The sequence below is a fragment of the Rhodoblastus acidophilus genome (assembly GCF_025961575.1).
GTDB classification, from domain to species: Bacteria; Pseudomonadota; Alphaproteobacteria; order Rhizobiales; family Beijerinckiaceae; genus Rhodoblastus; species Rhodoblastus acidophilus_C.
This window is the reverse complement of the sequence record NZ_JAOQNX010000010.1, coordinates 137,029-162,042: the sequence shown is the minus strand read 5'-3', so window position 1 is coordinate 162,042 and position 25,014 is coordinate 137,029. Positions and strand designations below refer to the sequence as shown.

The 25,014-nt window shown below is 67.2% G+C and carries 19 protein-coding genes; 6 read left to right on the top strand and 13 right to left on the bottom strand.

Translation table 11 applies throughout. The features are described from left to right. The 4 genes from M2320_RS09455 to M2320_RS09440 all read right to left on the bottom strand — a co-directional run. A partial coding sequence (locus M2320_RS09455) for a GTP-binding protein (protein WP_264596103.1) occupies nt 1-91 on the bottom strand: 91 nt, incomplete at its 3' end. Nucleotides 92-274: 183 nt separating this feature from the next. Further along, nucleotides 275-1,459 carry a glycosyltransferase family 4 protein gene (locus M2320_RS09450; protein ID WP_264597057.1) on the bottom strand — a complete coding sequence of 395 codons (1,185 nt, stop codon included), beginning with the start codon at nt 1,457-1,459 and terminating at the stop codon, nt 275-277. Between the two features lie 66 nt (nt 1,460-1,525). Next, nucleotides 1,526-2,977 carry an undecaprenyl-phosphate glucose phosphotransferase gene (locus M2320_RS09445; RefSeq protein WP_264597056.1) on the bottom strand — a complete coding sequence of 484 codons (1,452 nt, stop codon included), beginning with the start codon at nt 2,975-2,977 and terminating at the stop codon, nt 1,526-1,528. 110 nt (nt 2,978-3,087) lie between these two features. After that, nucleotides 3,088-3,645, bottom strand: a complete 558-nt coding sequence (locus M2320_RS09440) for a polysaccharide biosynthesis/export family protein (protein WP_184430616.1) — start codon at nt 3,643-3,645, stop codon at nt 3,088-3,090. Nucleotides 3,646-3,780: 135 nt separating this feature from the next. On the opposite strand from M2320_RS09440, the gene M2320_RS09435 reads away from it, so the two are divergent. The 3 genes from M2320_RS09435 (at nt 3,781) to M2320_RS09425 (ending at nt 10,409) form a co-directional block, all read left to right on the top strand. After that, nucleotides 3,781-6,396, top strand: a complete 2,616-nt coding sequence (locus tag M2320_RS09435) for an exopolysaccharide transport family protein (RefSeq protein WP_264597055.1) — start codon at nt 3,781-3,783, stop codon at nt 6,394-6,396. Between the two features lie 31 nt (nt 6,397-6,427). Further along, nucleotides 6,428-6,916 carry a glutathione peroxidase gene (locus M2320_RS09430; RefSeq protein WP_184430614.1) on the top strand — a complete coding sequence of 163 codons (489 nt, stop codon included), beginning with the start codon at nt 6,428-6,430 and terminating at the stop codon, nt 6,914-6,916. A 130-nt stretch (nt 6,917-7,046) separates the two neighbouring features. After that, nucleotides 7,047-10,409, top strand: coding sequence for a sensor domain-containing protein (locus tag M2320_RS09425; protein ID WP_264597054.1), 3,363 nt, complete (start codon nt 7,047-7,049; stop codon nt 10,407-10,409). On the opposite strand, the gene M2320_RS09420 is transcribed toward M2320_RS09425, so the two are convergent. After that, nucleotides 10,387-10,737 (bottom strand): DUF1428 domain-containing protein, encoded by a 351-nt coding sequence (locus M2320_RS09420; RefSeq protein WP_264597053.1) that lies wholly within the window; start codon nt 10,735-10,737, stop codon nt 10,387-10,389. The two genes, M2320_RS09425 and M2320_RS09420, sit on opposite strands and share 23 nt — an antisense overlap. A gap of 103 nt (nt 10,738-10,840) precedes the next feature. Here M2320_RS09420 and M2320_RS09415 point away from each other — a divergent pair, with 103 nt between their 5' ends. Continuing rightward, nucleotides 10,841-11,764 (top strand): NADP-dependent oxidoreductase, encoded by a 924-nt coding sequence (locus tag M2320_RS09415; protein ID WP_264597052.1) that lies wholly within the window; start codon nt 10,841-10,843, stop codon nt 11,762-11,764. Between the two features lie 484 nt (nt 11,765-12,248). Here M2320_RS09415 and M2320_RS09410 read toward each other — a convergent pair whose 3' ends face one another. Then, nucleotides 12,249-13,706, bottom strand: a complete 1,458-nt coding sequence (locus M2320_RS09410; protein ID WP_264597051.1) for a S10 family peptidase — start codon at nt 13,704-13,706, stop codon at nt 12,249-12,251. A gap of 212 nt (nt 13,707-13,918) precedes the next feature. On the opposite strand from M2320_RS09410, the gene M2320_RS09405 reads away from it, so the two are divergent. Continuing rightward, a complete protein-coding gene (locus M2320_RS09405; RefSeq protein WP_264597050.1) occupies nt 13,919-15,610 on the top strand; it encodes a methyl-accepting chemotaxis protein in 1,692 nt (563 codons plus the stop codon). A gap of 86 nt (nt 15,611-15,696) precedes the next feature. Then, complete coding sequence (locus M2320_RS09400) at nt 15,697-17,280, top strand: hybrid sensor histidine kinase/response regulator (protein WP_264597049.1); 1,584 nt, start codon at nt 15,697-15,699, stop codon at nt 17,278-17,280. Nucleotides 17,281-17,283: 3 nt separating this feature from the next. On the opposite strand, the gene M2320_RS09395 is transcribed toward M2320_RS09400, so the two are convergent. The 7 genes from M2320_RS09395 to M2320_RS09365 all read right to left on the bottom strand — a co-directional run bounded on the left by M2320_RS09395 (nt 17,284) and on the right by M2320_RS09365 (nt 25,004). Next, nucleotides 17,284-18,201: an alpha/beta fold hydrolase gene (locus M2320_RS09395; protein WP_264597048.1), complete on the bottom strand. Its 918-nt coding sequence runs from the start codon at nt 18,199-18,201 to the stop codon at nt 17,284-17,286. Between the two features lie 33 nt (nt 18,202-18,234). After that, nucleotides 18,235-18,768: a DUF2087 domain-containing protein gene (locus M2320_RS09390; RefSeq protein ID WP_264597047.1), complete on the bottom strand. Its 534-nt coding sequence runs from the start codon at nt 18,766-18,768 to the stop codon at nt 18,235-18,237. A 183-nt stretch (nt 18,769-18,951) separates the two neighbouring features. Beyond that, nucleotides 18,952-19,791, bottom strand: a complete 840-nt coding sequence (locus M2320_RS09385) for a fumarylacetoacetate hydrolase family protein (protein WP_264597046.1) — start codon at nt 19,789-19,791, stop codon at nt 18,952-18,954. Then, nucleotides 19,788-20,582 (bottom strand): SDR family NAD(P)-dependent oxidoreductase, encoded by a 795-nt coding sequence (locus M2320_RS09380; protein WP_264597045.1) that lies wholly within the window; start codon nt 20,580-20,582, stop codon nt 19,788-19,790. Before M2320_RS09380 ends, M2320_RS09385 begins: the two co-directional genes overlap by 4 nt. Further along, a complete protein-coding gene (locus M2320_RS09375; protein WP_264597044.1) occupies nt 20,579-23,188 on the bottom strand; it encodes a PEP/pyruvate-binding domain-containing protein in 2,610 nt (869 codons plus the stop codon). The genes M2320_RS09380 and M2320_RS09375 overlap by 4 nt, the downstream gene beginning before the upstream one ends. 22 nt (nt 23,189-23,210) lie before the next feature. Continuing rightward, complete coding sequence (locus tag M2320_RS09370; protein WP_264597043.1) at nt 23,211-24,161, bottom strand: peptidase U32 family protein; 951 nt, start codon at nt 24,159-24,161, stop codon at nt 23,211-23,213. 24 nt (nt 24,162-24,185) lie between these two features. After that, entirely contained in the window at nt 24,186-25,004 is an 819-nt protein-coding gene (locus M2320_RS09365; RefSeq protein WP_264597042.1) for an ABC transporter substrate-binding protein, read from the bottom strand. Nucleotides 25,005-25,014: the final 10 nt, after the last annotated feature.

Below are 25,014 nucleotides of genomic sequence, written 5' to 3'. Positions count from 1 at the left end.
CGGCGGTCAGCGAGGTCTTGCCGTGGTCGACGTGACCGATGGTGCCGATGTTGCAGTGCGGCTTCGTACGCGTAAATTTTTCCTTGGCCATGGCCCTCGTTCCGAATGCAGGCTTCACCAATCTTGCGACAAGATAAACCTTGTCGCGTCGCTCGTGACCGGCGCCCAGCGCGAGAACCGGCATGAGAATCCAACGAGGGCGCTCAATAGAAGGCTTTTGGGGCAAACTCAAGCGCGTTTTTCCACGCAGACCCCTGGGGAGAGACGGATCGTCTCAGGGCGCTCTCTTGCGCGCCAGCGCCTCGCGATAGCCTGCGAGCACGTCGCGCACCATGGCGTCGACGGAAAAATGTTGGGCCACATAGGTTTTCAGCGCCAGACTCTCGGCTGCAAGCGCGTCCGGGCTGCGGTCGAGCGCGGCGAGCATGGCCCCCGCCAGGAGGTCGGCGCGGTCGCGCGGGATCAGCCGGTCGCGATGCGGCCCGAAAATTTCGCCGACGCCGCCGACATCGGTGGCGATCAGCGGTTTTTCGGCGGCCAGGGTTTCCAGCACAATATAGGGCAGGCTTTCCGCCCGGCTCGGCGCGACGACGATGCGGCCGAGCGCAAAAGCTTCGCGCGCCGGCAACTCGCCGTAAAAGGCCACGTGGCGGTTGAGGCCGCAGCGGTCGACCTGCGCGGCCAGAGCGTCCAGCTCCTTGCCCGATCCGACGATGACCAAATTCGGTTTTTGCGCGGGTCGGGGACAGGAACGCGCCGCTCGCGGCGCGATCCAGTCCCCTGCGTGGATGAGCGCCAGGGCGTCGATCAGCGTGTCCACGCCCTTGTAGCGCGACAATTCGCCGATATAGACGAAATCGGCGGCGTCCGGGCGCAAAGCGACCGGCGCGAATTCTTCGGGCCGCAGGCCGTTCTTGGCCACGCGGGTCAAGGCGCGGGTCGGGCCCACGCCCTCCGCGACCTGGCCGGCGATATAGTCGCTCTCGAAGAACATCACGTCGGTTTGCGCCGCCACCAGCCGCTCCACGCAGAGATGCAGCGCATAGCCGGGCTGGCGATGAAAACTGCCGCCATGCGGCGTATAGGCGCGCGCGACGCCGGCGAGGCCCGGCAGGACGGCGTTGGCGCGGGTGAAAAATCCGCCCTTGGAGCCGTGGCCGTGCAACACGTCGGGCTTGAGCCGGCGCACATGGCGATAGACCCGCCAGAGTCCGGCGATATCGGCGGGGTGGGGTTCGCGGCGCATGGGAAAGCGCGCGACGCCCAGGGCCAGGCGCGGCGCGATCGCGGCGAAGGCGCGGGCGGCGCACTCGCCGCCGGTGGAGGAATCGGCGATCACGCCGACCTCATGGCCGAGCGCCGCCTGCGCGGCCGCCAGATCGATCACATGGCGGAACAGGCCGCCGACCGGCGCCCGCAACACATGAACAATTCTGAGCCTCTGCTCGCTCAAATCCACACCTGAGTCCAAACGCCGGGCAGGTTAGCCGCGAGGGGTTAACAAATGTGGCCCGCCCGGAGCGCCTCAATAGGCGTTGGGGCCGAACAGAAGCGCGAAGGGCGTCCGCGCCACAATATAGAGATCGAGCAGCATCGACCAGTTCTCGATATAGTCGAGATCGTGGTCGACGCGCTTGCGCAGCTTTTCGAGCGTGTCGGTCTCGCCGCGCCAGCCGTTGACCTGCGCCCAGCCGGTGACGCCGGGCTTGACCCGGTGCCGGGCGAAATAGCCGTCCACGGCGGCGTGATAGTCCCGGTCGGCGGCGCGCGCGTCGGGCGCGTGCGGGCGCGGTCCCACCAGCGACAGGTCGCCCTTGATGACGTTGAAGAACTGCGGCAATTCGTCGAGCGACGACCGGCGCAGGACCCGGCCGAGCGGCGTGACCCTCGGGTCGTCGCGCCGCACCCGCTGGCGGGCGCGGGGGTCGCACTGGTCGTGATAGAGCGTGCGGAACTTGTAGACGACGATGCGCTCGTTGTTGAAGCCGAGACGCTCCTGCTTGAAAATCGCCGGACCGGGCGAAGTCAGCCGCACGGCGAGCGCGATCAACGCCATCAGCGGCGCGCTGGCGAGCAGCAGCAGGCCGCCGACCAGCTTGTCGAACACGGCCTTGGCGAACAGGGCGCCGTCGCTCAGCGGCTTGTCGAGCAGAGCCAGGGTCGGCACGGCGCCGATGAACGTGTAGGCGCGCGGCCGGAAGCGCAGGCGGTTGGCGTGGGCGGCGAGCCGGATGTCGACGGGCAGCACCCACAATTTGCGCAGCATGCCCAGAATGCGGCCTTCGGCGCTGACCGGCAGCGCGACGATCAGCTGGTCGAGCCGGACATGGCGCGCGAATGCGACGAGTTCGTCGACCGTTCCGAGCTTGGGATAGCCGGCGATCACGTCGGGCGAGCGCTCGTCGCCGCGATCGTCGAACACGCCGAGAATGCGCAGATTGGGCTCCGGTTGCCGCGACAGGGTTTCGAGCAGCAGCTCCGCCATGGGACCGCCGCCGACGATCGCCGCATAGCGGTCAAAAAGCCCGCGCTCCGCCATGCGCCGCGTCCAGGCGCCGGCCAGCGCGCGCGTCGCCGTCAGCAGGATCAGGCCGAAGCCCAGCCAGCGCCAGAGAAAGGGGAGATGGTTTTCCGCCTGCAAAGACATGGCCAGAGCCATTGCGGCGAGCACGACGGCGCACCAGAGCGCGGCGACGCCGAGCAAGGCCGCGGGCGGGGCGCGCAGCGCCTCCAGCCGATAGGCCCCGGAGGCCCGCAGGCTGGCGAGGAAGATGAGGACGAGCGCGGCGACGCCGCAAATTTGCGCCGGCGCCAAGCCCGCATCCCGCGCCAAGCCCGCATTCGGCGCCAGGGCCAACGCCAGCGCCGTCAGGCCCCCCGCCTCGACCGCGCCCAGGCCCGCGCCGAGCACGGCGGCGGACAGACGCGGCCGGCGCGCCGCCGGAACCCGTATCTCTGCGGGCGTGACATGCTTCATCGTGAAACGCTCGTTTCCGGGAGAGGATTTTCCTCGCCACGCCACGAGCTTAACCTATTTTTACCCGGCCTCGCGGTTAAGCTTTCATTAACCTTAAGGCAGGGGCGGCGTCAGAAGAAGCGCTCGCGCACCAGAATGGTGTCGCCCGGCCGAACCGGCTGATTCATCGGCGCGTTGACGGTAAAAGTGCGGTCGCCCTGGGTGCGGGTGAGCTCCGCGTAATCGCGGGCGGCGCGCGGCGTGTAACCGCCGGCGATCGCCACCGCCGTCTCGACGGTCATGCCGTTCACATAGGGATATTGGCCCGAGGTCGTGACCTCGCCGAGCACGAAGAACGGGCGATAGGCCTCGATGTCGACGGAGACGCGGGGCTCGCGGACATAGCCCGCGCGCAGCCGCGCTTCGATCTCGCGGGCGAGGTCGGCGGTGGTGCGGCCGCGCGCCGGCACCAGGCCGATCAGCGGCATGGCGATCTGACCGGAGGAATCGACGGCGAAGGAGTTCGACAGCGTGTCCTGGCCGAAGACGATGACCCGGACGCGATCGCCGGCCGCCAGCGTATAGGGTTCGCTGGCCACCGCCTGATATTCCAACGGCGCGCGCGCGCCGTTGCAGCCCTGGAGCATCCCGGCCACGGCAAGGCACAACAAGGTTGAAATCCCGCGCATCATTCCCGCCTCAAACAAATCTACTGCAGGCAAGCTAGGGCTTTATGGTTAATGAAGGCTTTCCGGCGGCGCCGGCCCGATTTTAACTCGGCCTCAACCATAATCCTTCATCGTCGCGCCAAAATGGAGTGGGCGATGCGTGCGAGTGATCCTGATTTCGATGCGGGCAAGGGCCGCGATGAGGTCGACGTCTCCGGCGCTCTTTCGGCGCTGGCGCGACGCAAAGGATTGATCCTGGGCGCCACCGCCGGCTGCGCCGGGGCGGCGCTGATCTTCTGCCTCGTCGTTCCCCCGCGCTATATCGCGGAATCCCGCGTGATCGTCGAGGATCAAGAGAGCTATTACACCCGGCCCGATCCGACCGCGCGCGGCGGCGAAGCGGCCGCCCAGCTGCTCGACGCCGAGGCGATCAACAGCCAGATCCAGCTGGTCAACTCCCGCGACCTCGCGCGCAAGGCGGTGTCGGCGCTGCAATTGCAGAAACTGCCCGAGTTCGATCCCGCCGCCGGCGGCCCGCTCGCCGTGCTGTCCTTCCTGACGGGCGGCGCCAAGGCGTCCGAAGACCGCGTGCTCACCAATTATTTCGACCATCTCCAGGTGTTGTCGCCGACGAAATCGCGCATCCTGCAGATCGAATTCTCGTCGCGCGACCCCGACCTCGCGGCCAAGGCCGCCAACACCATCGCCGATCTCTATATCGACCTGAAGCAGCAGGCCAAGCGCGAGAACGCGCGCGAGGCGGCGCAGAGCCTGAAGCCGCTGATCGCCGAGCTGCAACGGCGCCTGATCGACGCCGAGGCCAAGGTCGCGGATTTCCGCCTGGCCAACGATATTTTCGAGTCCACGGAAAACCGCAGCCTGCCCACCCAGCAGCTCGCCGATCTCGCGACAAAGCTCGCCGACGCCCGCGCGGCCCAGTCCGAGGCTCTGGCCAAGGCCAAGGCGCTGCGCGTGCTGCTGGCGCGCAAAAGCCTCGCCGACGCCAGCGAGATCTCCAACAACGATCTCGTGCGCTCGATCTCCGCCCGGCGCTCGGCGCTCGAGGCGCAGCTCGCCGCGCAATCGCGCATCCTGCTGTCCGGCCATCCCAAGATCAAGGAATTGCAGGCGCAACTCTATGATCTCGACATGCAGTTGCGGGTCGCCGTGGAAAAGGCCGCGCGCGGGCTCGAACATGAGGCCGGCGTCCAGGAGACGCGGGTCGCCGAACTCTCGAAACAGCTCGACGAGCAGAAGCGGTCGGTGGGCGTCGCCAATGGCGTCGAGACCCGGCTGCGCGAGTTGCAGCGCGAGGCGAAAACGCTGAAAGACCAGCTCGAGTCGGAATCGGCCAAGTATCAGGCCGCCGTGGCGCGGGAAAAATCCGAAAACACCCCCGCCGACGCCCGGGTGGTGTCGCGCGCGCTGGCGCCCAGCACCCCCGCCTTCCCGAAAAAGACGCCGATCACCCTGTTCGGCGCGCTGGCCGGGCTGTTCTTCTCCAGTTTTTATGTGATCGCCCGGGATGTGCTGGGCGGCGCGCCGACGCCCGCGCCTTCGCCCGCGCCTTCTCCCGCCCCCTCGCCTCTCCCGGAGCCGGAGGTCGGCGGAGCCGGGCGCGCCCGTCGCCCGCTCGGCGGGCGCTGGGGCGAGGCCCTGGCCGGCGCCGCCTCCCGCCTGACCGCGGCCCGCGCCCGGGGCAAGGACGATTCAGACAACGCCGCGCCGATCGCGGATGCGCCGGTCCAAGCAAAGACTCAGGCGGAGACGATCCGGGTCGATCCGATCCCGCCTGCTCCGGTTTTGGACGCGCAACTCCGGGAAAAGGCCGAAAGCCCGTCCGGCGCCGACAAGCCGGCCAACCCGCTGCGCGCGGCCTGGCTCGGCGGATTGGCCAAGTTCAAGAGCGTTGTGGCGGAGTTCGGCGCGCCCGCCGTCAAGCTCGACGACGCCGAGGCCAAGACCAAGGACGTCGCGCCGGCGCCGATTTTGCGCGCAGCCGCTCGAGCGGAAACGGATGTCGTGGCGAAGGACGTCGCGGCTACAGAAATCGCGGAAAGGGATGTCTGGACCCGCGACCCCTTTGCGCCCCGAAGCGACATCGAACCCGCGCCCAAAAGCGCGGCCGCCTTGGCGCCCGTCGCGGTCGAGACCGACGACGCGCCGCCTGCCGCCAAGGAGGCCAAGGAACCCGCCGAACCCAAAATCGCGCGCGAACTGATCGGGCGAATCGTCGCGGCCGGCGACGGCGTCCATGGGGTGACCGCCCTGCTCGCCGAGTCCAGTTCCGGCGCCGGGCCGCTCTACGCCCTGCTCACGGCCCGGGCGCTGTCGCGCGAGGGCCGCGCCATTTTGGCGCAGCTCGGCTCCGACGGGCGCCTCGACGCCGCCATGGCGCAGGGATGCGACCCCGAGCAGCCCGGCCTCGCCCAATTGCTCGCGGGCGAAGCCTCTTATGCGGAAGCCATCTATCGCGACGGGGAGACCCGGCTGCATCTGCTCGGACGCGGCGGCGGAGCGCTCGACGCCGACGTCGAGGATCTGCGCATGGTGATCGAGGTGCTGCGCGCCACCTACGACTTCGTCCTGCTGGCGGTCGGGGCGGACGCGCTCGGGCTGAGCCTCGCCCGCGACGCCGATGCTGTGGTGGCGCTCGGCCCCGACTCGATCCGGCGCGACTATCTGGTGGACGATTTCACCGCCGCGGGGGCGCGCGGCCTGATCCTGGCCTCGCCCGCCCTGGACGGTCAATTGACGGAAGGGGCGGCGTGATTTTCCGCGCCGGTTCTGTCATAGTGGCGGCATGACCGAGATTTTTGACATCCCTTTGCGCGCCATCGACGGCCAAACCCGCACGTTGCGCGACCATGCGGGCAAGGTTCTGCTGGCGGTCAACGTCGCCAGCCGATGCGGCTTCACGCCGCAATATGCGGGACTGGAGGCGCTGTACCGCCGTTTCGCGCCCCGGGGATTCGCGGTGCTCGGCTTCCCCTGCGACCAGTTCGGCCACCAGGAGCCCGGCGACAACGCCGAAATCCAGAAATTCTGCACGGTGAACTACGGCGTGTCCTTCCCGATGTTCGCCAAGGTCGATGTCAACGGCGACACCGCCCATCCGCTGTTCCGGGAGCTGAAGCGCGGCGCCCCCGGCCTGCTCGGCACCGAGGCGATCAAGTGGAATTTCACCAAATTCCTGATCGGACGCGACGGCAAGGTGCTGCGCCGCTATTCTCCGACGGAAAAGCCGGAGGACCTCGCCGGCGACATTGAAAAGGCGCTCGACGCGACATGACGCCACGCCCCGGCGGCGCGTGGACCACCTTGGGTTAGAGGCTTTTTAAGGCATTGCGCCGAACATCAACCCTTGATTGCAGGGGCGCAACCTTTCCCGCCGCCTGCCGGGTTCCGTCGGCGAGCGTTATATGGTTTTGTTTTCAACGGCCTGGACACGCGCCCGGGAGGCTCTCCCCCTCGCGAAACTCGGCGCGCTCCAGGGATGGCCCCGCTCGGCGCGCATGATGGGCGGCGCCGGCGTGTTCCTGATCGCCCTCGCGGTCCGGATCGCGATGTTCGGCGTCGGCGACCTGAGCTTTCCCTTCCTGACCTACCTGCCGGGCGTGGCTCTCTCCGCGGCCCTTTTTGGACGCGCCGGCGGCGTCGCGACCTTCGCGCTGTCGCTCGGCGTCGCCCATCCGGGCGCGCCGCTGGCGGATGAGCTCGGCTGGTATCGCACCGTTGGCTTCATCTTCTGCAGCCTGGCCTTCATCGCGGGCGCCGATTTCGCCCGCGCCACGCAGGCGCGCCTGCACGCCGCCCGTCTCGCGCTCCAGAACGAGGCGCAACTGAGTCATTTCGTCGCGGAGGCGCCCGCGATCGTCGCCATGTTCGACCGGAACATGCGTTATCTCGCCTGCAGCCGCCGCTGGCGCGCGGGGCTCGGCGTCGACGACGGCGTTCTGGGACGCGCCTATGACGAGGCGCTTCCGGAAACGCCCGTGGACTGGAAGGACGTTCATCTCCGCGGCCTCGCCGGCGAGACGGTTCGCCTCGCATGCGAGCCTGTGATTCTGGCCGACGGGACGCAACAATGGATTCGGTCGGAAGTGCAGCCCTGGCGGCGTCCGGATGGCGAGATCGGCGGCCTCGTCATCTTCGTCGATGACCTCACCGAAAGCGTCAGCAAGCAGGAAGCCACGCGCCAGAGCGAGGCGGCGCTGCGCGCGCTGGGCGACAACCTCCCGGACAGCGTGGTCTATCGCCTGACCGCCGATCGCGACGGCGCCCCGCGCTTCCTCTACATCAGCGCGGGGGTCGCCCAGCTGAACGGGGTTTCGGCCGAGGAGATTCTCGCCGACGGCCGCAAGCTGGTGTCGCAAGTCCTGTCGGATCACGCGCCGGCCCTGCAAGCCGCCAAAGACTCTTGCGCGCGCGCCGGCGCCGACCTCTGCCTTGACGTGCCCATGCGGCGCCCCGACGGCGCCGTGCGCTGGATGCGGCTGCGCGCGCGTCCGGACCCGCGGCCCGACGGGGCGGTCATCTGGAACGGCGTCTATACCGACGTCTCCGAGGAAATCTGGGCGGAGGCGGTTCAGCGCGAGGAAACGCGCCGTCAGGCCTTCGTCCTGGAGCTGGCGGACGCGCTGAAGCCGCTCGGCGATCCCCTGGAGATCATGACGACCGCGAGCGAAATCCTGGGGCGGGCGCTGGCCTGCAACAAGGTCGTCTACGCCGAGGTCGACGAGACCCAGCAACTCGCGATCACCCGCCGCGAATGGACGGACGGCGCCATGCCGCTCAGCCTTGGCGCGCAGCGGCTGGCGCATTACGGCGCCGAGTTGATCGGCCAGCTCAAGGCCGGCGAGATCAGCGTGATCCACAACACCGCCGCCGACCCGCGCGCCGCCGCCGCCGCCTATGCGGCCTCCGAGATCGGCGCCTTCATCAGCGCGCCGCTGATCAAGGACGGACGGCTCGTCGCCGTCCTGTGCGTCCTCAACCGCGAAACGCGCTATTGGACCGCGCTCGACATCCGATTGATCGAAGAGGCCGCCGAACGCACCTGGGCGGCGGTGGAGCGCGCGCGCGCCGCCCAGGCGTTGCGCGACGGCGAGGAGCGGCTGCGCCTCGCCCTGCGCGCCGCCAACGCCGGGGTGTGGTCGTGGAACATCGCGACCCGCGACGGCGTCTGGTCGGAGGAATTGTGGAGCCTGTACGGCCTCGATCCGCGCGCCGCCACAGCCTCCTATGACGCGTGGCTGGCGTCGGTGCACCCCGGGGATCGCGAGGCGACCCTGACCTTCATCGCCGACGCGATGGCCGCCGGACGCGATTTCGAGGTGGAATGGCGCACCAACGCCCCGCCGGGCGCCGAGCGCTGGCTGCTGTCGCGCGCCGGCCCGCTGCGCGATCCCGATGGCGCGGTGCGGCGCTACACCGGCGTGGTCCTCGACATCACCGGCCGAAAGAAATCCGAGCAGAAGATCGGCTATCTCGCCCATCACGACACGCTGACCGGCCTGCCCAACCGCGCCGCCTTCAACCAGCGCCTCGCCGACGCCATCGCCGGCGCCGACGAGCAACAAACCTCCGTCGCCATCCTGTGCATGGATCTCGACCGGTTCAAGGAGGTCAACGACGTCTTCGGCCATGCGGTCGGCGACGAACTTTTACGCCGCGTGGCCAATGCGCTGCTCGGCGCGTCAAGAGGCTCCCCCCTCGCCCGCGTCGGCGGCGACGAGTTCATGATGCTGGTGACCGGCAAGGCGCCGGCGGCGCGCGCGACCGAGCTCGCCCGGCGCCTGTGCGACGCGGCGTCCCGCCCCATGGAGATCGAGGGGCGGCAGATCCGCATCGGCCTCAGCGTCGGCGTCGCCCTCTATCCCGACCACGGCGACCGGGAGACGGCGCTCGCCAACGCCGACGCCGCGCTCTATCGCGCCAAATCGGAGCGGGGCAGTCACGTCTGCCTGTTCGACAGCGGTCTCGACAGCCGCCTGCGCGAGCGCAACGCCTTGTTCCAGGACCTCGGCGAAGCGCTGGAGCGCGACCAGCTCTCGCTCCACTACCAGCCGCAGGTGAATGCGGCGGGCGAAATCTTCGGCTTCGAGGCGCTGCTGCGCTGGCTTCATCCGCAGCGCGGCTTCATCTCGCCCGACGTGTTCATCCCGATCGCCGAGGAGCGCGGGCTGATCGTCGCCGTCGGCGAATGGGTTTTGCGCGAGGCCTGTCGCGAGGCGGCCTCCTGGCCCAATCCGCTGTCGGTCGCCGTCAATCTCTCGCCGGTGCAGTTCCAGAAGGATGGCCTCGCCGGCGCCGTCCACGCCATCCTGATGGAGACCGGCCTGTCGGCGCGGCGCCTCGAACTGGAGATCACCGAGGGCGTGCTGGTCGACGATTTCGCCCGGGTGACGGCGACCTTGCGCCAGCTGAAGGCCATGGGCGTGCGCGTCGCCATCGACGATTTCGGCGCCGGTTATTCGTCGCTCGCCTATCTGCAATCCTTCCCGTTCGACAAGATCAAGATCGACCGCTCCTTCGTCGCCGGCCTGCCGGACAATGGCAATTCGCAGGCGATCGTGCGCGCCATCGTCGGCCTCGGGCGCGGGCTCGGCGTGCCCTTGATCGCCGAGGGCGTGGAGACCTCGGCGCAGCTCGACTTCCTGCGCGCCGCCGGCTGCGGCGAAGCGCAAGGTTTTTTGATCGGCGCGCCCGAGCCGATCGCGGCCTATGCCGGGGCGTTGGGCGGCGCGCCGGCGCCGGCGTTCAGTCGCCGACAAAGGATTTGAAGCCGCCAAAAATCATGCGCTTGCCGTCGAAACACATTTGCATGTCGGTCATGCGCGGGTCCTTCATCGCCTTGGCGTTGACCTCATCGCGCTTCTCGCGGGAGTCGTAGGTGGCGAGACCGACAAAAAGCTTTTCGTCCGGGCGCAGATCGACGCTTTGCGGGAAGGACGTGAGTTTTCCCGGAGGCGCGTCGTCCGCCTCCAGCTCGAAGACGGACAGCGCGCCGTTCTCCTTCCAGACCGTGACGAAAATCTCGGCCTGCTGGCGGTAGAGGTCGATGTTTGCGACCGGCACGGGCACGACGAAAATGTCGGAATAATGGGCCATGGCTTTGCTCCTCGCGCGGAATAACCCGCGAGAGGGTCTTGTGGCTCCGCCGGGAACGCGCGCGGGACGAACGGGTTTGAGCCCCTGACAAAAGGGGGCGCGCATGAAGGTGATCAGGTTCGAGCGGTTCGGCGGCCCCGAGGTTTTGCACGAAGCTGAGGTGGAGCCCCCGGCGCCGCAAAACACCGAAATGCTGGTGCGCAACGAGGCGGCCGGCGTCAATCCCGTGGATTACAAAATCCGCAGCGGCGCCTATCCGGCGGTGAAGCAAGACCGCCTGCCCTATACGCCCGGCCGTGACGTCTCCGGCGTGGTCGTCGCCTGCGGGCCCGACGTCACCCGCTTCAAGCCGGGCGACGCCATTTTCGCCATGCCGGGGATCGAGCGCGGCGGCTATGCCGATCATGTGCTGGTGCGCGAGGAGGAGGCGGCGGCGCGGCCAACCGCGGTTGACGCCGTGGCCGCCGGGGCGACCCCGCTCGCCGCGCTCACCGCCTGGCAGGGCCTGTTTCGTCACGGCGGATTGAAAGCGGGGCAGCGGGTCCTGATCCACGGCGGCGCGGGCGGGGTCGGCCATTTCGCCGTGCAATTTGCGAAGGCTTTTGGCGCGGAGGTCGCGACCACCGTATCCGCCCGGCATGTCGAGTTCGCCCAAAAGCTCGGGGCGGATGTGGTCGTCGATTACCAGACGCAGCATTTTGAAGATGAGGTCGGCGACGTCGATCTGGTGTTCGATCTTGTCGATGGCGACACGCAGGAGCGGTCCTGGAAGGTGCTCAAAGTCGGCGGGGCGCTGATTTCCACCCTCGCCCAGCCATCGCTGGAAAAGGCCGCCGGTCTGGTCGCCCGAGCGCTGCGCTACACCGTCGAGGAGAGCGGTCCCGATCTGGTCGAGATCGCCGGGTTGATCGACGCAGGCAAAGTCCGGCCCGTGGTGGCGAAAACTTTTGGGCTCGCCGAGGCGGCGCAGGCGCAGCAGTTTTTGCAGACCGAGCATCCCGCGGGGAAGGTGGTGCTGGTGGTTTGACAAAACGGGCGAGGACCTCAAGCCGCCACAAGCGGCGACAAGTCGGATAGCCCCTTCTCCCCTTGTTGCGGGAGAAGGGCAGCCCCGGTCTGTCATGGAGGCTTTCGCTCCGCTCGCGGCGGAGAGGACGCTCATGCCAAAACAAGAAAGTGAAAACGAAATGCGTGGGCTTGACAAAAGCGAAAAATTTGCTCCTCTTACGTTCCACGTGAAACTTTTTCGCGCCAAGATACGGATAAAGAACGATTTAATCCCGGGAAAACCGGCACCGCCCCTGCGCCCAGCCGCCCGCAACCAAAAGGTTGTGTACGCGAAAACCGACGTGTTTTAATCGCTTTTTTGCAAAAAATTACAGAAAAACGCGCGATTTCGATCACTTTTCGCGAATCAAATTCAACTCAAAGTAGAAATTCGCGAAATCACCAGCCTTTCCCCGCCTTTTAACGATACCAAAACCAGCCCTTCAGCGCTGGACGCATCGCGCTCAATTCCCCTCGATCATTTTTCGCGCGGCGTCGCGCAGCGCGGCCCTGGAAAAATCCTCGGCGTAAAACATATGGCCTCCGGGAAGGGCGACAAAGCCGATCCGATCCGGCGCGCCCACGGCAAAACTCTGGTCAAGCAGCAGGCGCGTGGCGAAATAAGGGGTGACGAGGTCGCTCATGCCGTGCGCCACCAAAATTTTCACGCGGGGGTCCAGGGCCATGACGCGGCGCAAGTCCGAAAGGGATTCCTGGGCGCGGCGCCCCTGCCCCCAGTCCCAGCCGTGCGACACCCGGTCGTTGAGGATTTCGTAGCTCACATCGCCGACAGGCCATTTCAGCTTCTCAAACGTCAGCCGGCTCATCGCCTGGGCGAGCGGCGCGCGCAGGCCGTCGAGCACGGGGTCGGCCGCATCGTGGGAGACGAACGGGTTGAGGCCACGGACGGCGCCGTCATAGGCGCTGGCGATGGTGCGGCCGCTGGCGTCGGAGTCGCGCATAAAATCCTGCGTCCCGACGCGGCCGCCAAGCCGGCGCAAGGTGTCGGGCGGCAGTCCGGTCAAGGTGGCGAGGCGGCCGACCACGCGTCCGAGCGCGGCCTCGTCGTTGGGCGCGCTGAAAAGGTCGGCGAGGTAATCGCCGCGGGCGTAACTCTCGGCCTCGGCGAGGGCGGCGCGGTTTTTCGGCGCGATCCGGCTGGCGACGATCGACGGCAGGCGGGCGGCGTCGACCAGCGGGTTGTTGCGCCCCTCGATCCAGGAGAAATCCAGCACGGGCGAGATCAAGATCAGGCCGTCGACGCCGACATTCTTCGACTCCTGCAGGGCGCGCGCGATTTTGGGCGCGCGAAAACCGCCATAGCTTTCGCCGAGCAGATATTTGGCGCAGGTTTCGCGATGCTCGCGCTCGCTCCAGCGCCGGATCACGGCGGCGAGCATGTCGATGTCGCCGTCCACGGATAAAAAATGTTTTCGCGCGGCTTCATTGGCCGGCAGACGCGAAAAACCGGTTCCCGGCGGATCGATGAAGACCAGATCGGTAAACTCGAGCCAGTTCTCCTGGTTGTCGACCAGGCGCGGCGGGGTGGAGGGAACGGCGCCGGCGAGCGGCAGCCGCCAGGGCCCGACGGCGCCCAGATTGAGCCAGGCCGATCCCGCGCCCGGGCCGCCGTTGAAGGCGAAGGTGACGCGACAGGTCGCCGCATCCCTGTCCCGGGTGAAGGCGAGCGTGGCGATCTCGGCGAGGGTTTCGCCGGATTGCGCGTCCTTGACCGGCACGGTGGAGGCCGTCGCCTTGAAGGCGATTTTTCGCTCGCCTAGGGTGATGCTGTGTTCCGTAACCGAAGGCGCGGGCGGGCCGGCGGCTTCAGCGACAGCGCCGCGCGGGCCGAGCAGCAGGGGCATAAGGGCGCAAGCCAAAAGGATTTTTCCGCCCCGCGGCCGCCCGAAAATCCGCGTCATCTCCGCCCTCCCCGAGCCCTGCGTCATCTCACCTTACGCCGCCAACCCCCTCATTTTCAATTTGTTAGGAGATTACAACTTATTCAGATGAACGGCAGCCCGTGAGCATTTGTTCACCAGAACGGGCGACATGCAGTCGTCCCGGTTGCCGCGACCCCGAAGCAGCCATGACGGCCGCGACCGGTCTCAATAAGAAGAGCCCCGGGACCGCCATGTTTGCAGCCATCGCCAATTTCCGCATCTTCACGAAAATCTCTCTGGGCGTCGCCTGCGTGCTCGTGCTGCTCGCCGCCGCGTCGGGCTGGAGCTATGTTTCGACCTCGCGGCTCGACGTTTTGTTCTCCGACTATCGCGCCAAGGCGGCGATGATGACGCTCGCCGAAAAACTGCTGCTGGAGATGAACGCCTATGGCTTCGTCGCCCAAAACTATGCGCGCACCGGCGACGAGGTTTTCATGGACAAGGCGGCGGAGATCGGCGGCGCCATCAACGACGAGATCGCCGGGCTCCGCAAGGCTTTGGGCGCCTCCGAGCGCCTGCCGCTGCTCGACCGCGCCGACCAGAAGAACCAGGAGCTGGCGCAGGAGATTTCGCATGTGTTCGAGGTCCGCGCCGAGGCGGCGGACAATGCCGGCGCGCGTCAGACGCTGGAGGCGCTGAGCGGAAAAATCGCGCAGCAGAGCGCCGAGCTGGACGCCGACGCCTCCGCCTTCGCCGGGAGCCTGCGCGCCGACCAGGCCGCGATCACCGAAAGCGCCGCCGCGCTGATCCGCGCCGCCTTGCGCAACATCCTGCTGGCGCTGGGGCTCGGCATCGCCGCCGGCCTCGCCATCGCCTTTGCCGTGGGGCGCACCATCTCGAAGCCGATCATCGCCATGACCTCGGTGATGAACCTGCTCAGCTCGGGCAAGACGGTTTCGCCCATTCCCTATGCGGAGCGCACCGACGAGGTCGGGCAAATGGCGCGCGCCGTCGCGGTGTTCGAGCGCAATCTCGAGGAGAACGCCAGTCTGCGCGAGGAAAATCTCGCCCGCGAGGCGCAGGCGCGCGAAGCCCAGCGCGCCCAGGCGATTTCGCTCAGCGACCATTTCGAACGCACGGTGGGCGGCGTGATCGCCGGCATTGGCGCGGCGGCGCAGCAATTGCGCGCCTCGGTCGAGGCGCTGTCGCAGAGCACGGAGGAAAGCGCCGCTCAGGCGAGCTCGGTCAACTCCGCCTCGCAGGCCGCGGCGGCCAAGGTCCATGCGATGGCGGCGGCGGCGGAGCAATTGAGCGCGTCCATCGCCGACATCTCCCACCAGTTCGGCCAGAGCCAGGCCGCCTCCGCCGCCGCCGCCCATGAAGCCGAGCAGAGCAAGACGCAAATCGAAACGATGAGCGCCGTGGCCGACGAAATCGGCGGCATCACCCGCCTGATCAGCGCCATCGCCGAACAGACCAACATGCTGGCGCTGAACGCCACCATCGAGGCGGCGCGCGCCGGCGAGGCTGGACGCGGTTTTGCCGTCGTCGCGCAAGAGGTCAAGGCGCTGGCCGCCCAGACGGGACAGGCGACGGAATCGATCGGAGCCCGCATGGCGGCGGTGCAGCAGGCGAGCCAGACCGCGGCGCGCTCGATCGGCGCCATCGCCGAGACCACCGAAACCGCCCAAAGCCTCGCCGCAAGCATCGCCCAGGTGGTGGAGCAGCAAAATGAAGCGACGCGGGAAATCGCCGTCAACGCGACAGAAACCTCGACGGACGTGAACGCCATCGCCGCGCGCATCGCCAGCGTCGAACAGGCCACCGCCACCTCGCGCGACGCCTGCGGGCAATTGCTGACGGCGGCGGGCGCGCTGTCGGCGCAAGCCGAGCAATTGCGCGACGAAATGCGCTCCGTGCTGTCGCACCTGCGCGCGGCATGACAAAAAATCGTTCTTTTGCCGTGATCTGACTTGCGCTTGGCTCGGACGCGCCTCATCTGAACCTCTGCCCCTGAGCTGAGGCTGACATGACCGACTACGAAACCCCTTCAAGCGAGGAGGGGCTGCGCGACCTCTTGGCGACGCTCGAACTCGGGACGGTGATGGCGCGCGATTTCGACGGCGTCATCCGCTTCTGGTCCGCGGGCTGCGTCCGCCTTTACGGCTGGTCGGCCGCCGAGGCCATCGGTCGGGTCAGCCACACCCTGCTCAAGACGGTCTTTCCGGTTCCGCTCGCCGAGATCGAGGCGGCGCTTCTGACATCAGGCGAATGGACGGGCGACCTGCGCCACACCAAGAAGGACGGCTCGGAAATCGTCGTCGCCGCCCGAAAAGTTTTGCGGCGCGACGCGCGCGGACAACCGGGATCGGTGATGGAAAGCCTGGCGGACATCACGGCCCAGCGCCAGGCGGAAGACGAGCTGATGCGCCTCAACGCCGATCTGGAGGCGCGCGTGGAAGCCGAGGTGGCCGCGCGCGAAAACATCCAGCTGCGGCTGGCGCAGGCGGAAAAACTGACGGCGCTCGGGCAATTGGCGGGCGGCATCGCCCATGACTTCAACAATGTCATCCAGGCGGTGACCGGCGCCGCCGGCCGCATCGCCCATTGTCCCGAGCAGATCGACCGGGTGCGGCGCTATGCCGGGATGATCCAGGAGGCGTCGGCGCGCGGCGCCGCCATCACCGGCCGGCTGCTGGCCTTCAGCCGGCGCGACGAGCTGCGGCCGGAAGCGGTGGACGCCGGCGCGCTGCTCACGGGCCTACACGAAATGCTGTCGCGCACGCTGGGCACGCACATCTCGGTGCGCCTCGCCCTGCCGTCGGGCTTGCCCTGCGCCTTCGTCGACCGCCGACAGCTCGAAACCGTCCTGATCAACCTCGCGACCAATGCGCGCGACGCCATTCGCGACCACGGCAGCGTCACCCTGTCCGCGACCCCGGAAGTGATCGCCGACGACATCCACCCCTTTGGCCTGTCCCCCGGCGACTACATCCGCTTTTCCGTGCGCGACGACGGCGCCGGCATGGACGAGGCGACGATCCGGCGGGCGCGCGAGCCGTTCTTCACCACTAAGGCGCAGGGCAAGGGAACCGGCCTCGGCCTGTCCATGGCGAGCGGTTTTGCCGAACAATCGGGCGGCGCGCTCGCCATCGACAGCCGGCTCGGCCTGGGAACGACGGTGTCGCTCTGGCTGCCCGCCAGCCGCGAGGCGGCGGCGGCCACGGAAACCGCCGCCCCGAACGGTTTTCGCGCGCTCCACGTCCTGCTGGTCGACGACGACGAACTGGTGCGCGACGCGCTGGCGGGCGGCCTTGCAGATCTCGGATTTAAAGTGTCGCAGGCGGCGAGCGGCGCCGAAGCGCTGGATTTGCTCGCCGAAGGCCCTGATGTGCTGGTCTCGGATTACGCCATGCCGGAGATGGACGGGCTGGCGCTGATCCGGCGCGCGCAACGCGCCCTGCCCCGGCTGCCGGCGCTGTTGCTGACCGGCTATGACGGCGATGTCTATGCCGCGCTCGACCGGGCGTCGACGGACCGCCTAAAACTGCTGCGCAAGCCGATCACCGGCGCAAGCCTCGCCGAATGCGTGGCGTCGCTCGCGGCGGAATGAGTTCTAGCGCGCCTCCTCGCGCGCGCGTCGCAGAAAGGCGCCAACCCGCTGTCTCACCTCGTCGAGATGGGTGAAGAGGCAGACGTGTTCCCCCGCCGGGATTTTACAAAATTCCGCCCCGGCGATTTCATGCGCCGAACGCCGCCCGTGGGCAAACGGGACGACCGAGTCGGCCTCGCCATGGATGACCAGCGTGGGCGATGAAATGCGGTGGAACGGCAGAGGCGGCAGGGCCGCCAGGGCGGAGACGTCCGCAATGGTCCCGGGCAAACGTTCGGCCAGCCGCTCGAAGACGCTCCCTTGCAGGGCGAAGAGCAGGCGCGCGGCCTCGGGGTGGGCGAGCGTCCGCTGCAGCGTGTCCGGGTCGCGGATGGCGCGCGCGGCGGCTTTTCTTGGATTGCGTCGATTCGCCCAGGCGAAAAACCGCGCGACGCCCGGAATCCGGCAGAGGATTTCGAAGTGACGCAGCCGCTTCACCACCTCATCCGGCGAGTCGAAACGGCCGCTTGGCGTCGAAACCAGGATCAGCCCCGCACAGCGGTCAGGGTGGCGCGCGGCGAAGGCGATCGCCGAGGGACCGCCGGCGGACACGGCCGCGACCACCGCGCGGTCGATGGCGAGGCGGTCGAGCAGCGCGGCGTAGAGGTCCGCATGCTCGTCCAGCGTCGCGCCCGAAAGCAGCGGCGCGCCGAGATAGCCGGGCCGGGATAAGGCGATCACCCGCTGCGAAGCCGGGGCGGCGAGGAGGGTTTTGGCGAGCAGCAGGCTCTGGTCATAGCCGCCCATGCCGCCATGCAGCGCCAGGAAGGCCGGACCATCGCCGTCGTCGGTATGCTCGACGGGGCCGAGACGAGTTTGGGTGCGGAAAACAGAAGCGGTCGCGTCCGCGCGAGCGGCGTCCGCCGTGACAATATTTGTCATGGTGAGATGTCCAATGCGGGCAGGAGAGACGTTTCAGGCGGCGCGCGCTGGCGCCAACCGGATCAGAGCCAGCGCCTCGCCCGGCGGTTTCTGCTCGATGCGGCGATATTCGCGGCAGTCCGACGTGCGCGCCAACAATCCCTCATCGACCAGCGCGCGGCGGATCACGGCGTGGTCGCCAAAACAATGGTTGTCGCGGATGATCTGGTTGATCTCGGCTTCGCTTTGGACCACGCCCGCCGGCAAGCGCGACCACAGCGCCCAGAGCGCGAGCAGGCGATGGCTGTGGCGCGAAGGCCAGCGCAGCAGGCGACCCTGTTCGTCGAAATGGCCGGCGACACGCTGGACCAGGGCGAAATCGACCGGGGGCGGCGCCGGAACGGGGCGCGCCTGCGCCGTCGCCGCAGCGCGAAAATGCTGAAAATTGCGGAAACCAACCGCGCGCGCCAAAATGTTCAGCAGCTGAACGTGACCGGGTTTGCCTTCGATCAGATCAAGTTCGCGGCGGAGCGCCTTGGCCAGGGCCGACGCATCGGGGGCGGAATAAGGAAACGCTTCTCTGGACATGACTTATCCTCAAGCGTGCCTGTCTGACTGTCGTTGGTCGCTGCCTTACGACGCGGCACGGGATAAGTGTCCGTCGAAATCAATTTTAAGCAGGTTTAGCTTGCCCGAAAGGGACAGCGACGCCTCGGTGAACTGCCGACCAAGCTTGTCCATAATCCTCGGTGACGCCGAAGGCAAGTCTCGTCAGCTTTCCGCCGCGTCGATCACACGCTGGCGTTGCGCGCCGAGGCCCGCGCCGCCCAGTTCGATTTCATCGCCTGCGCGCAAATACCAGCCGCGGGTCATGCCGACGCCGGGCGGCGTCCCGGTGATGATCACATCGCCCGGCAGCAACACCATGAACTGGCTGACATAGCTCACCAGCTCCCGAACCGGAAAAATCATGTTCGCCGTGCTGTCGTCCTGGACCCGGCGACCGTTGACGTCGAGCCACAGTTTTATCGCCTGCGGATCGGGAATTTCGTCAGCGGTGACCAGCCAGGGACCGAGCGGACAGAAATTTTCGCACGACTTGCCCTTGATGAACTGCCCGCCGCGCTCGGACTGGAAATCGCGCTCGGACAGATCGTTGGCGAGCATGTAGCCGGCGACGCATTTTTGGGAAGCCTCGGCCGAAACCCTTTTCGCGCACTGGCCAATCACCAAAGCCAGTTCGACCTCCCAATCAACCTTGCTTGCGCCGGGCGGAATGATGATGGGGTCGTTGGGGCCGCAAATGGCCCCGGTGTGCTTTGAAAAAATGATGGGCTCGGAGGGGATTTCATATTGCGCGCCATGGCCGGGATAATTGAGCCCGATGGCGATGACATTTCCCACCCCCGCGACCGGCGGCCCAAGGCGCGGCGCGCCCTCCACCAGCGGCAGTTTTTGCGGGTCGAGCTGGCGCAAGGCGTCAAGTTGCTCCGGCGCCAGCGCCGCACCGGCAATGTCGGACACATGACCAGCGAGACTGCGGATGTTGCCGTGGCAATCGAGAAGGCCCGGCTGTTCGCAACCGGCCGGCCCATAGCGCAACAATTTCATCGCGGCGCGCCGCCGCCGGCGTTCATGGCGAGATTGCCGCCATCCACCGGCAGGATCACGCCATTGACGCAAGCCGCCGCATCCGACGCCAGGAACAGCGCGGGGCCCACCATATCCTCAGGCGTCAGCAGCCGCCCCATCGGCAGGCCCATCAGAATGCGCGGCAACACATTGTCGCGGAAATGCGGATTGTCCATATGGGCCGCGAGCCCCGGCGTCAGCACCTGGGCCGGCGCCAGCGCGTTCACGCGAACACCGCGCGCGCAATATTCGACGGCGAGCTCGCGGGTCATCTGATGCACCGCGCTTTTGGTCGCGCTATAGGCGAAGGCGCCGCGCCCCAGCGCGGTCTCGCCGGCATTCGAGCCAATGTTGATAATCGCCCCCCCGCCCTGCCCCAGCATGAGCGGCAGCGCCGCGCGGATGCAAAGGAAATAGCCGGTGACATTGACGGCGAACATGCGCTCCCAGTCGGCGAGCGGCAATTCATGCGGCGGGCAGCGGCGCGGAAAGACGAAGGGCACGTTGACGAGCACGTCAATGCCGCCGAGATTTTCGCACGCCCGGGCGAAAAACGCCTCCACCTCCGCCTCGACGGAAATGTCACAGCCCGCGGCGAACGCGGCCTGGGTTTCCTCCACCGTCCGCGAAAGCCCGTCCGCATCGATATCACACAGAGCAAGCCGCGCGCCGGCCTTGGCGAAACCCAGCGCCAGGGCGTGGCCGATGCCGCCATTGGCGCCGGCGCCGGTCACCACGACCCGGCGACCCGCAAGATCAAAAAGACTCATGTCGATTCCAGAATTTCGAGGCGTCCGGTCTCGCCGTCGAGGCTGACGAGCATGCCGTCGCGCAACAGCGAAGTCGCGCCCTCCAGCACCAGAGCGGGAACGCCGGCCTCGCGCGCCTGACAGGCGGCATGGGCGAGCACGCCGCCGACTTCGACGACAAGACCGGCGGCGACGCGCAGCCAAGGCGCCAAACCGAGATTGGCGGAATGGGCGACGAGGATGCGCTCGCGGCAACAGCCGGGCGGCGCGCCGGTCACCCCCTCGTCCAGCAGCATCACGCGGCCGACCACGGCGCCCGGCGCGACCGGCGCGCCGACGAAAGCGGTCGATGTCGCGGCTTCGGCCCGCGCGCCGATTTTATCCAGCGCATCGGCGAAAATGACGGCGGGGATGCGGCGCTGGGCGGCGAGCCGGGCGGCGATCTTTCTTTCACGCCGGCGCGCGCATACCAATGGCGCGAAGGCGTCGGGTCGCGCCAACGCGCCCCCGATCTCCTCCGGCTCCAGGTAGAAAACGTCACCCTCGGCCCAGCCCAGCCGCGCATTGAGCTCCAACAGGACCGCGCGCAGCCCGCGATAGTCGCCGGTATAAAAATGCTTTGCGGTCTCGCGGCGCGGCAGGAATTTTTGCGCGAGGCGAAGGTCGGCGAAGAAGTCGCGAATCTCAACGTTGGCCACACCCACTTCCGCCAATCGCCGGCGCACCTCGCGCTGCGCGGCGCGGCGCTGGCGCTGCTGCCGCCGAAATTCGGCGGCCGGGCGTCGGCCGGATGCGGAGAGATCGCGCAACAGCCTGTCGAGGACCAGTGGCTCCTCGGCGAAGCGCGGCAGCGAAATCTCGAGTTCGTTCGCCGCGCAATGACCGTAAGCCGCGAGGAAGGTTTCGCGCGCGATCTCTCCCTTCGCCAGCTTTTCCAGATCGAAAGCCTGTTGCGTCACCATGGAGCCGTCGAGGCCCATGAGCAATTCGCCGATCAGCCGGTCGTCGCCCAAATGGCGCCGCAGCCGCCAGCGCACGAGATCGGCAAAGAAAAAGGCGACGCGCGCCGCCATGACGAAATCGACGCAGAGTTTGCGAAGCCGGTCGAGCCGGCGCTGCAACGCCGCAAGCAGCTTTTCGGCCGAGCCGTCGATTTCGTCGGAACGGGGCGGCTCCAGCGCCAACGCCCAGTCGGCTTCGTCCTGCGCGCGGCGACGCAGCAGATCGCGCGCCGCCCGGCGCATGCCGTCGTGAAACCGCCAGAAGGCGGCGTGTCGGGCAAACCCCTCGGCTTCGCCATGGCGCGCCCGCGCCTCGTCGAGGCTCAGGCCCTGGGTGTAAAGGCCAAACTCGGGATAGGAGGCGCGGCCGGGCTCACGCGCGATGCTGTCGAGAATGTCGTCCACCTCGACTGGCGCGCCGATACAAAAAGTTTTGGCGTCGATCTCGACATTGAAAAAAGGCTGCCCGCCAATTTTTTCGTAGAGCGGTTCGGCGGCGTCGGCCGCGAGCGCATAGCCGAGCTTTTGGCGTCCCGCCGCGATGGCGCCGCCCGGTCCGGCGAATATTGTGCGAAACAGCCCAAAACTCATCGGCGTCGGCGTGGGCAAGAGTTCGCCGATATTGCCGCTGCTGAAAATGGCGCGTTCGCCGGTCAAAAACCCCTGCCGGCGCAGCGCCGCCACCGTCTTTTTCAGGCGCGTGCGCTCGTGTTCGAGATATGCCGCGATCTCACCTTCGCCCACCGTCTCCCGATCGACGGCGGTGATCGGCCGAGCCTGAAGCAGATGAATGCGTCCCTCGGCAATCGCGAATTCAATGTCCTGCGGACAATTGAAAACGTCTTCGACTTCGACGGCGAGCCGCGCGAGTTTTTGCGCTTGCGCGTGCGTCAGCGCCGGCTTCGCCTCCTCCAGCGCCACGGGGCCGCGAGACGTCAGCATGAAGGCCTGATCCGAGACGACGTGCGAGCGGATCGCGCCATCGCGCGCGGCGACAACAAAAGTGTCGCCATTGACGCGGCCCGAAGCCAGCGGCTCCCCCAGTCCGCGAATGGCGTTGATGACGATCTCGCCGCGCGCGCCGGTGACGGGATGAGCGGTGAACACGATCCCCGCCGCCTCCGCCTCAATCAATTCCTGAACCAGAACCGCCATGGCCGGACGCGCGCTCCTCCGCCCGTGCGCGCGCAAAAATTCCGCTTCCGGCGCATGAAGCGCGCGAAAACAATTTTGGACCGCGGCGATCATTTCGTCGGCATCGCGCACCGGCAGCACGGTGGGAAACACCCCCGCCCACGAGGTTTCGCGGCCGTCCTCCTCGGTCGCGGAGCTGCGCACGGCAGCCATGCGAAAGCCGCTGCGGCGCCAGGCCTCGGCGAGGTCGTCGCGCAAGTCCTCGGGCAGATCGCCGCCAAGGCGCGCGCGAAAAGCGTCGGTGGTGACGCAAAACCCTCTTGGCACGCAAAAACCATTGCGCAGCAGCGCCGCGAGCGGAAACGCCTTGCCGCCGACGAGCCCGGCGTCATCAGGACCAATCTCGTCGAGTCCGCGAACGAAATCGCGCCGCGCCGGCGCCTCAAGCGGCAAAAAAGTCATGTCGGAAACGCAAACCGAAACGCCGTCCATGCCTGTGCATCCGTGAAAGGGGTCAGGAGGCCTGCGCATGAGCGATGCGCCCATCGTCGCGGCGGCAACGCTCGCGCGTCCAGCGCACGCGAATCTCGTTCCACTCGTCGGCGAAACCGGAGACGTCATCGTTTCCGGCAAGCACATGGTCGAGCGCGCGGCGATAAAAGCCGCAAATGTCGGCGACGAGATTCACCGAACGCTCGCGTCCCGGAATCTTGAAGCGGTCGACGCCGAGCCGGACATAATCCGGCATTTCCCACAGCAGCAATTCCGGCGACGCTTTTAGATCCGGATTGCCCGACACGCCCTGCTCGTCAATGGCGAGGTCCCATTTCGCCCGGCAGATGCGGTGGCAGGAACCGCCGCGGCTGGCGCTGCCGACATGGTGATCCTTTCCCGCGGCATCGTGTTCGTGCGCGATGAGAAAATAGCTCGAGGAATAGCAGCGCCCCGGACAAATGCGGCCGCGCTTCACCGTCTGGAACATGAAGGCTTCGAGGCCGACGCCGGTCTGGTCCCGAACCTCCTCCAGCTCCTTCGTCCCCCAGCGATAGGGAATGACGACAATATTCGCGCCGAGCTCGCGATAAAAGGAAATGTCGCGCGAATTGAACACGCCCGCCGTCACGCTGACATGGATATCGAGATCGGGGCAGCGCTCACGCACCAGTTTGATGCAGCCGGGATCACAAATCATCACGCCGCCGGCGCCCCACAGCGCGTAGCGCTCGACCTTCAACAAAAAGGCGGGGATTTCCTCGGGATTGGGCATGACATTGATGGCGACGCGAACATCCTTGCCGAGCGGTTTTGCGAAATGGATGAGGTCGCGAATTTCCTCCTCTTCCAACTCGTCGGAAGCGGGACGGCGGCTCCATCCCTTGGGTCCGACAAAGACGGAATCGCAACCGCGCTGCAAGGCGGCCACCGCCATGTCGAACGTGCCGCCCGGCCCCATCAAAGCAACCATTGTGTGCTCCCCATTCCCCGGCTTTTATGCGTCTGCTGGGACCAAGGAGTCCCGCGACAGCCGTTCAAAGAAATCGTTCAATTGACTCGTGGCGTTTTCGGGCCATGCGTCGCAAATCCGGCGCAGCCACGCGGCGCGCAAACCTGCGAGCACGACCGCGTCGTCGCCCGGCTGCGCCGCCGCCTCGCGCCAAAGGGTTTCATCCGCGCGCATCATTGCGACCGCGTCGCGATAGGCGGCGATGAAGGCCGCGACCAGTTTCGGATGCGTCGCGGCGAATTCCGGCCGCGTCGCGAAAAAGGTGGTGGGAACCGAGGGCGCGCCGAGTTCGGGCAAGAGGTCGAGCACATCGCAAAGCTGACGGAATTTTCCGCTCGCCGTCACCCGCGGGGCCAGATGCCAGGGCAGCGCGGCGACCTCGACTTCGCCACTCTCAAGCCAGGACAGCAGCGTGGTCTTGGAGAGCGCCTCGGCGAGTTGCACAATGCCCTGCGGATCAAACCCATGCCGCTGACGACATGCAGCCCGCGCGACAAACCAGTTCTTGTCGGAGGCGCGAATGACGCCCACGCGCCGGCCGCGCAACTCGTCGAGCCCCTCAATCCCCGATCCGGTGGCGACCACCAGCGCGCCCACGATCTTCCCGTAAGGAAAAATGGCGTGCAGCGGCGCATCCGTGTCCTGGCTCCGGGCGATCGACAGCCAGTCGGTGTCGATCAGATCGGCGCGCCCCTGCGCGAGAACGTGTTGCGTGGCCTGCGCGCGGCGGTCGCCGAGATCGCCGCCGAGCACCAATTCCAGATCAAAACCGTGGCGGCGGTCCAGGCTCTGCAACCGGATCACCCGCATTACC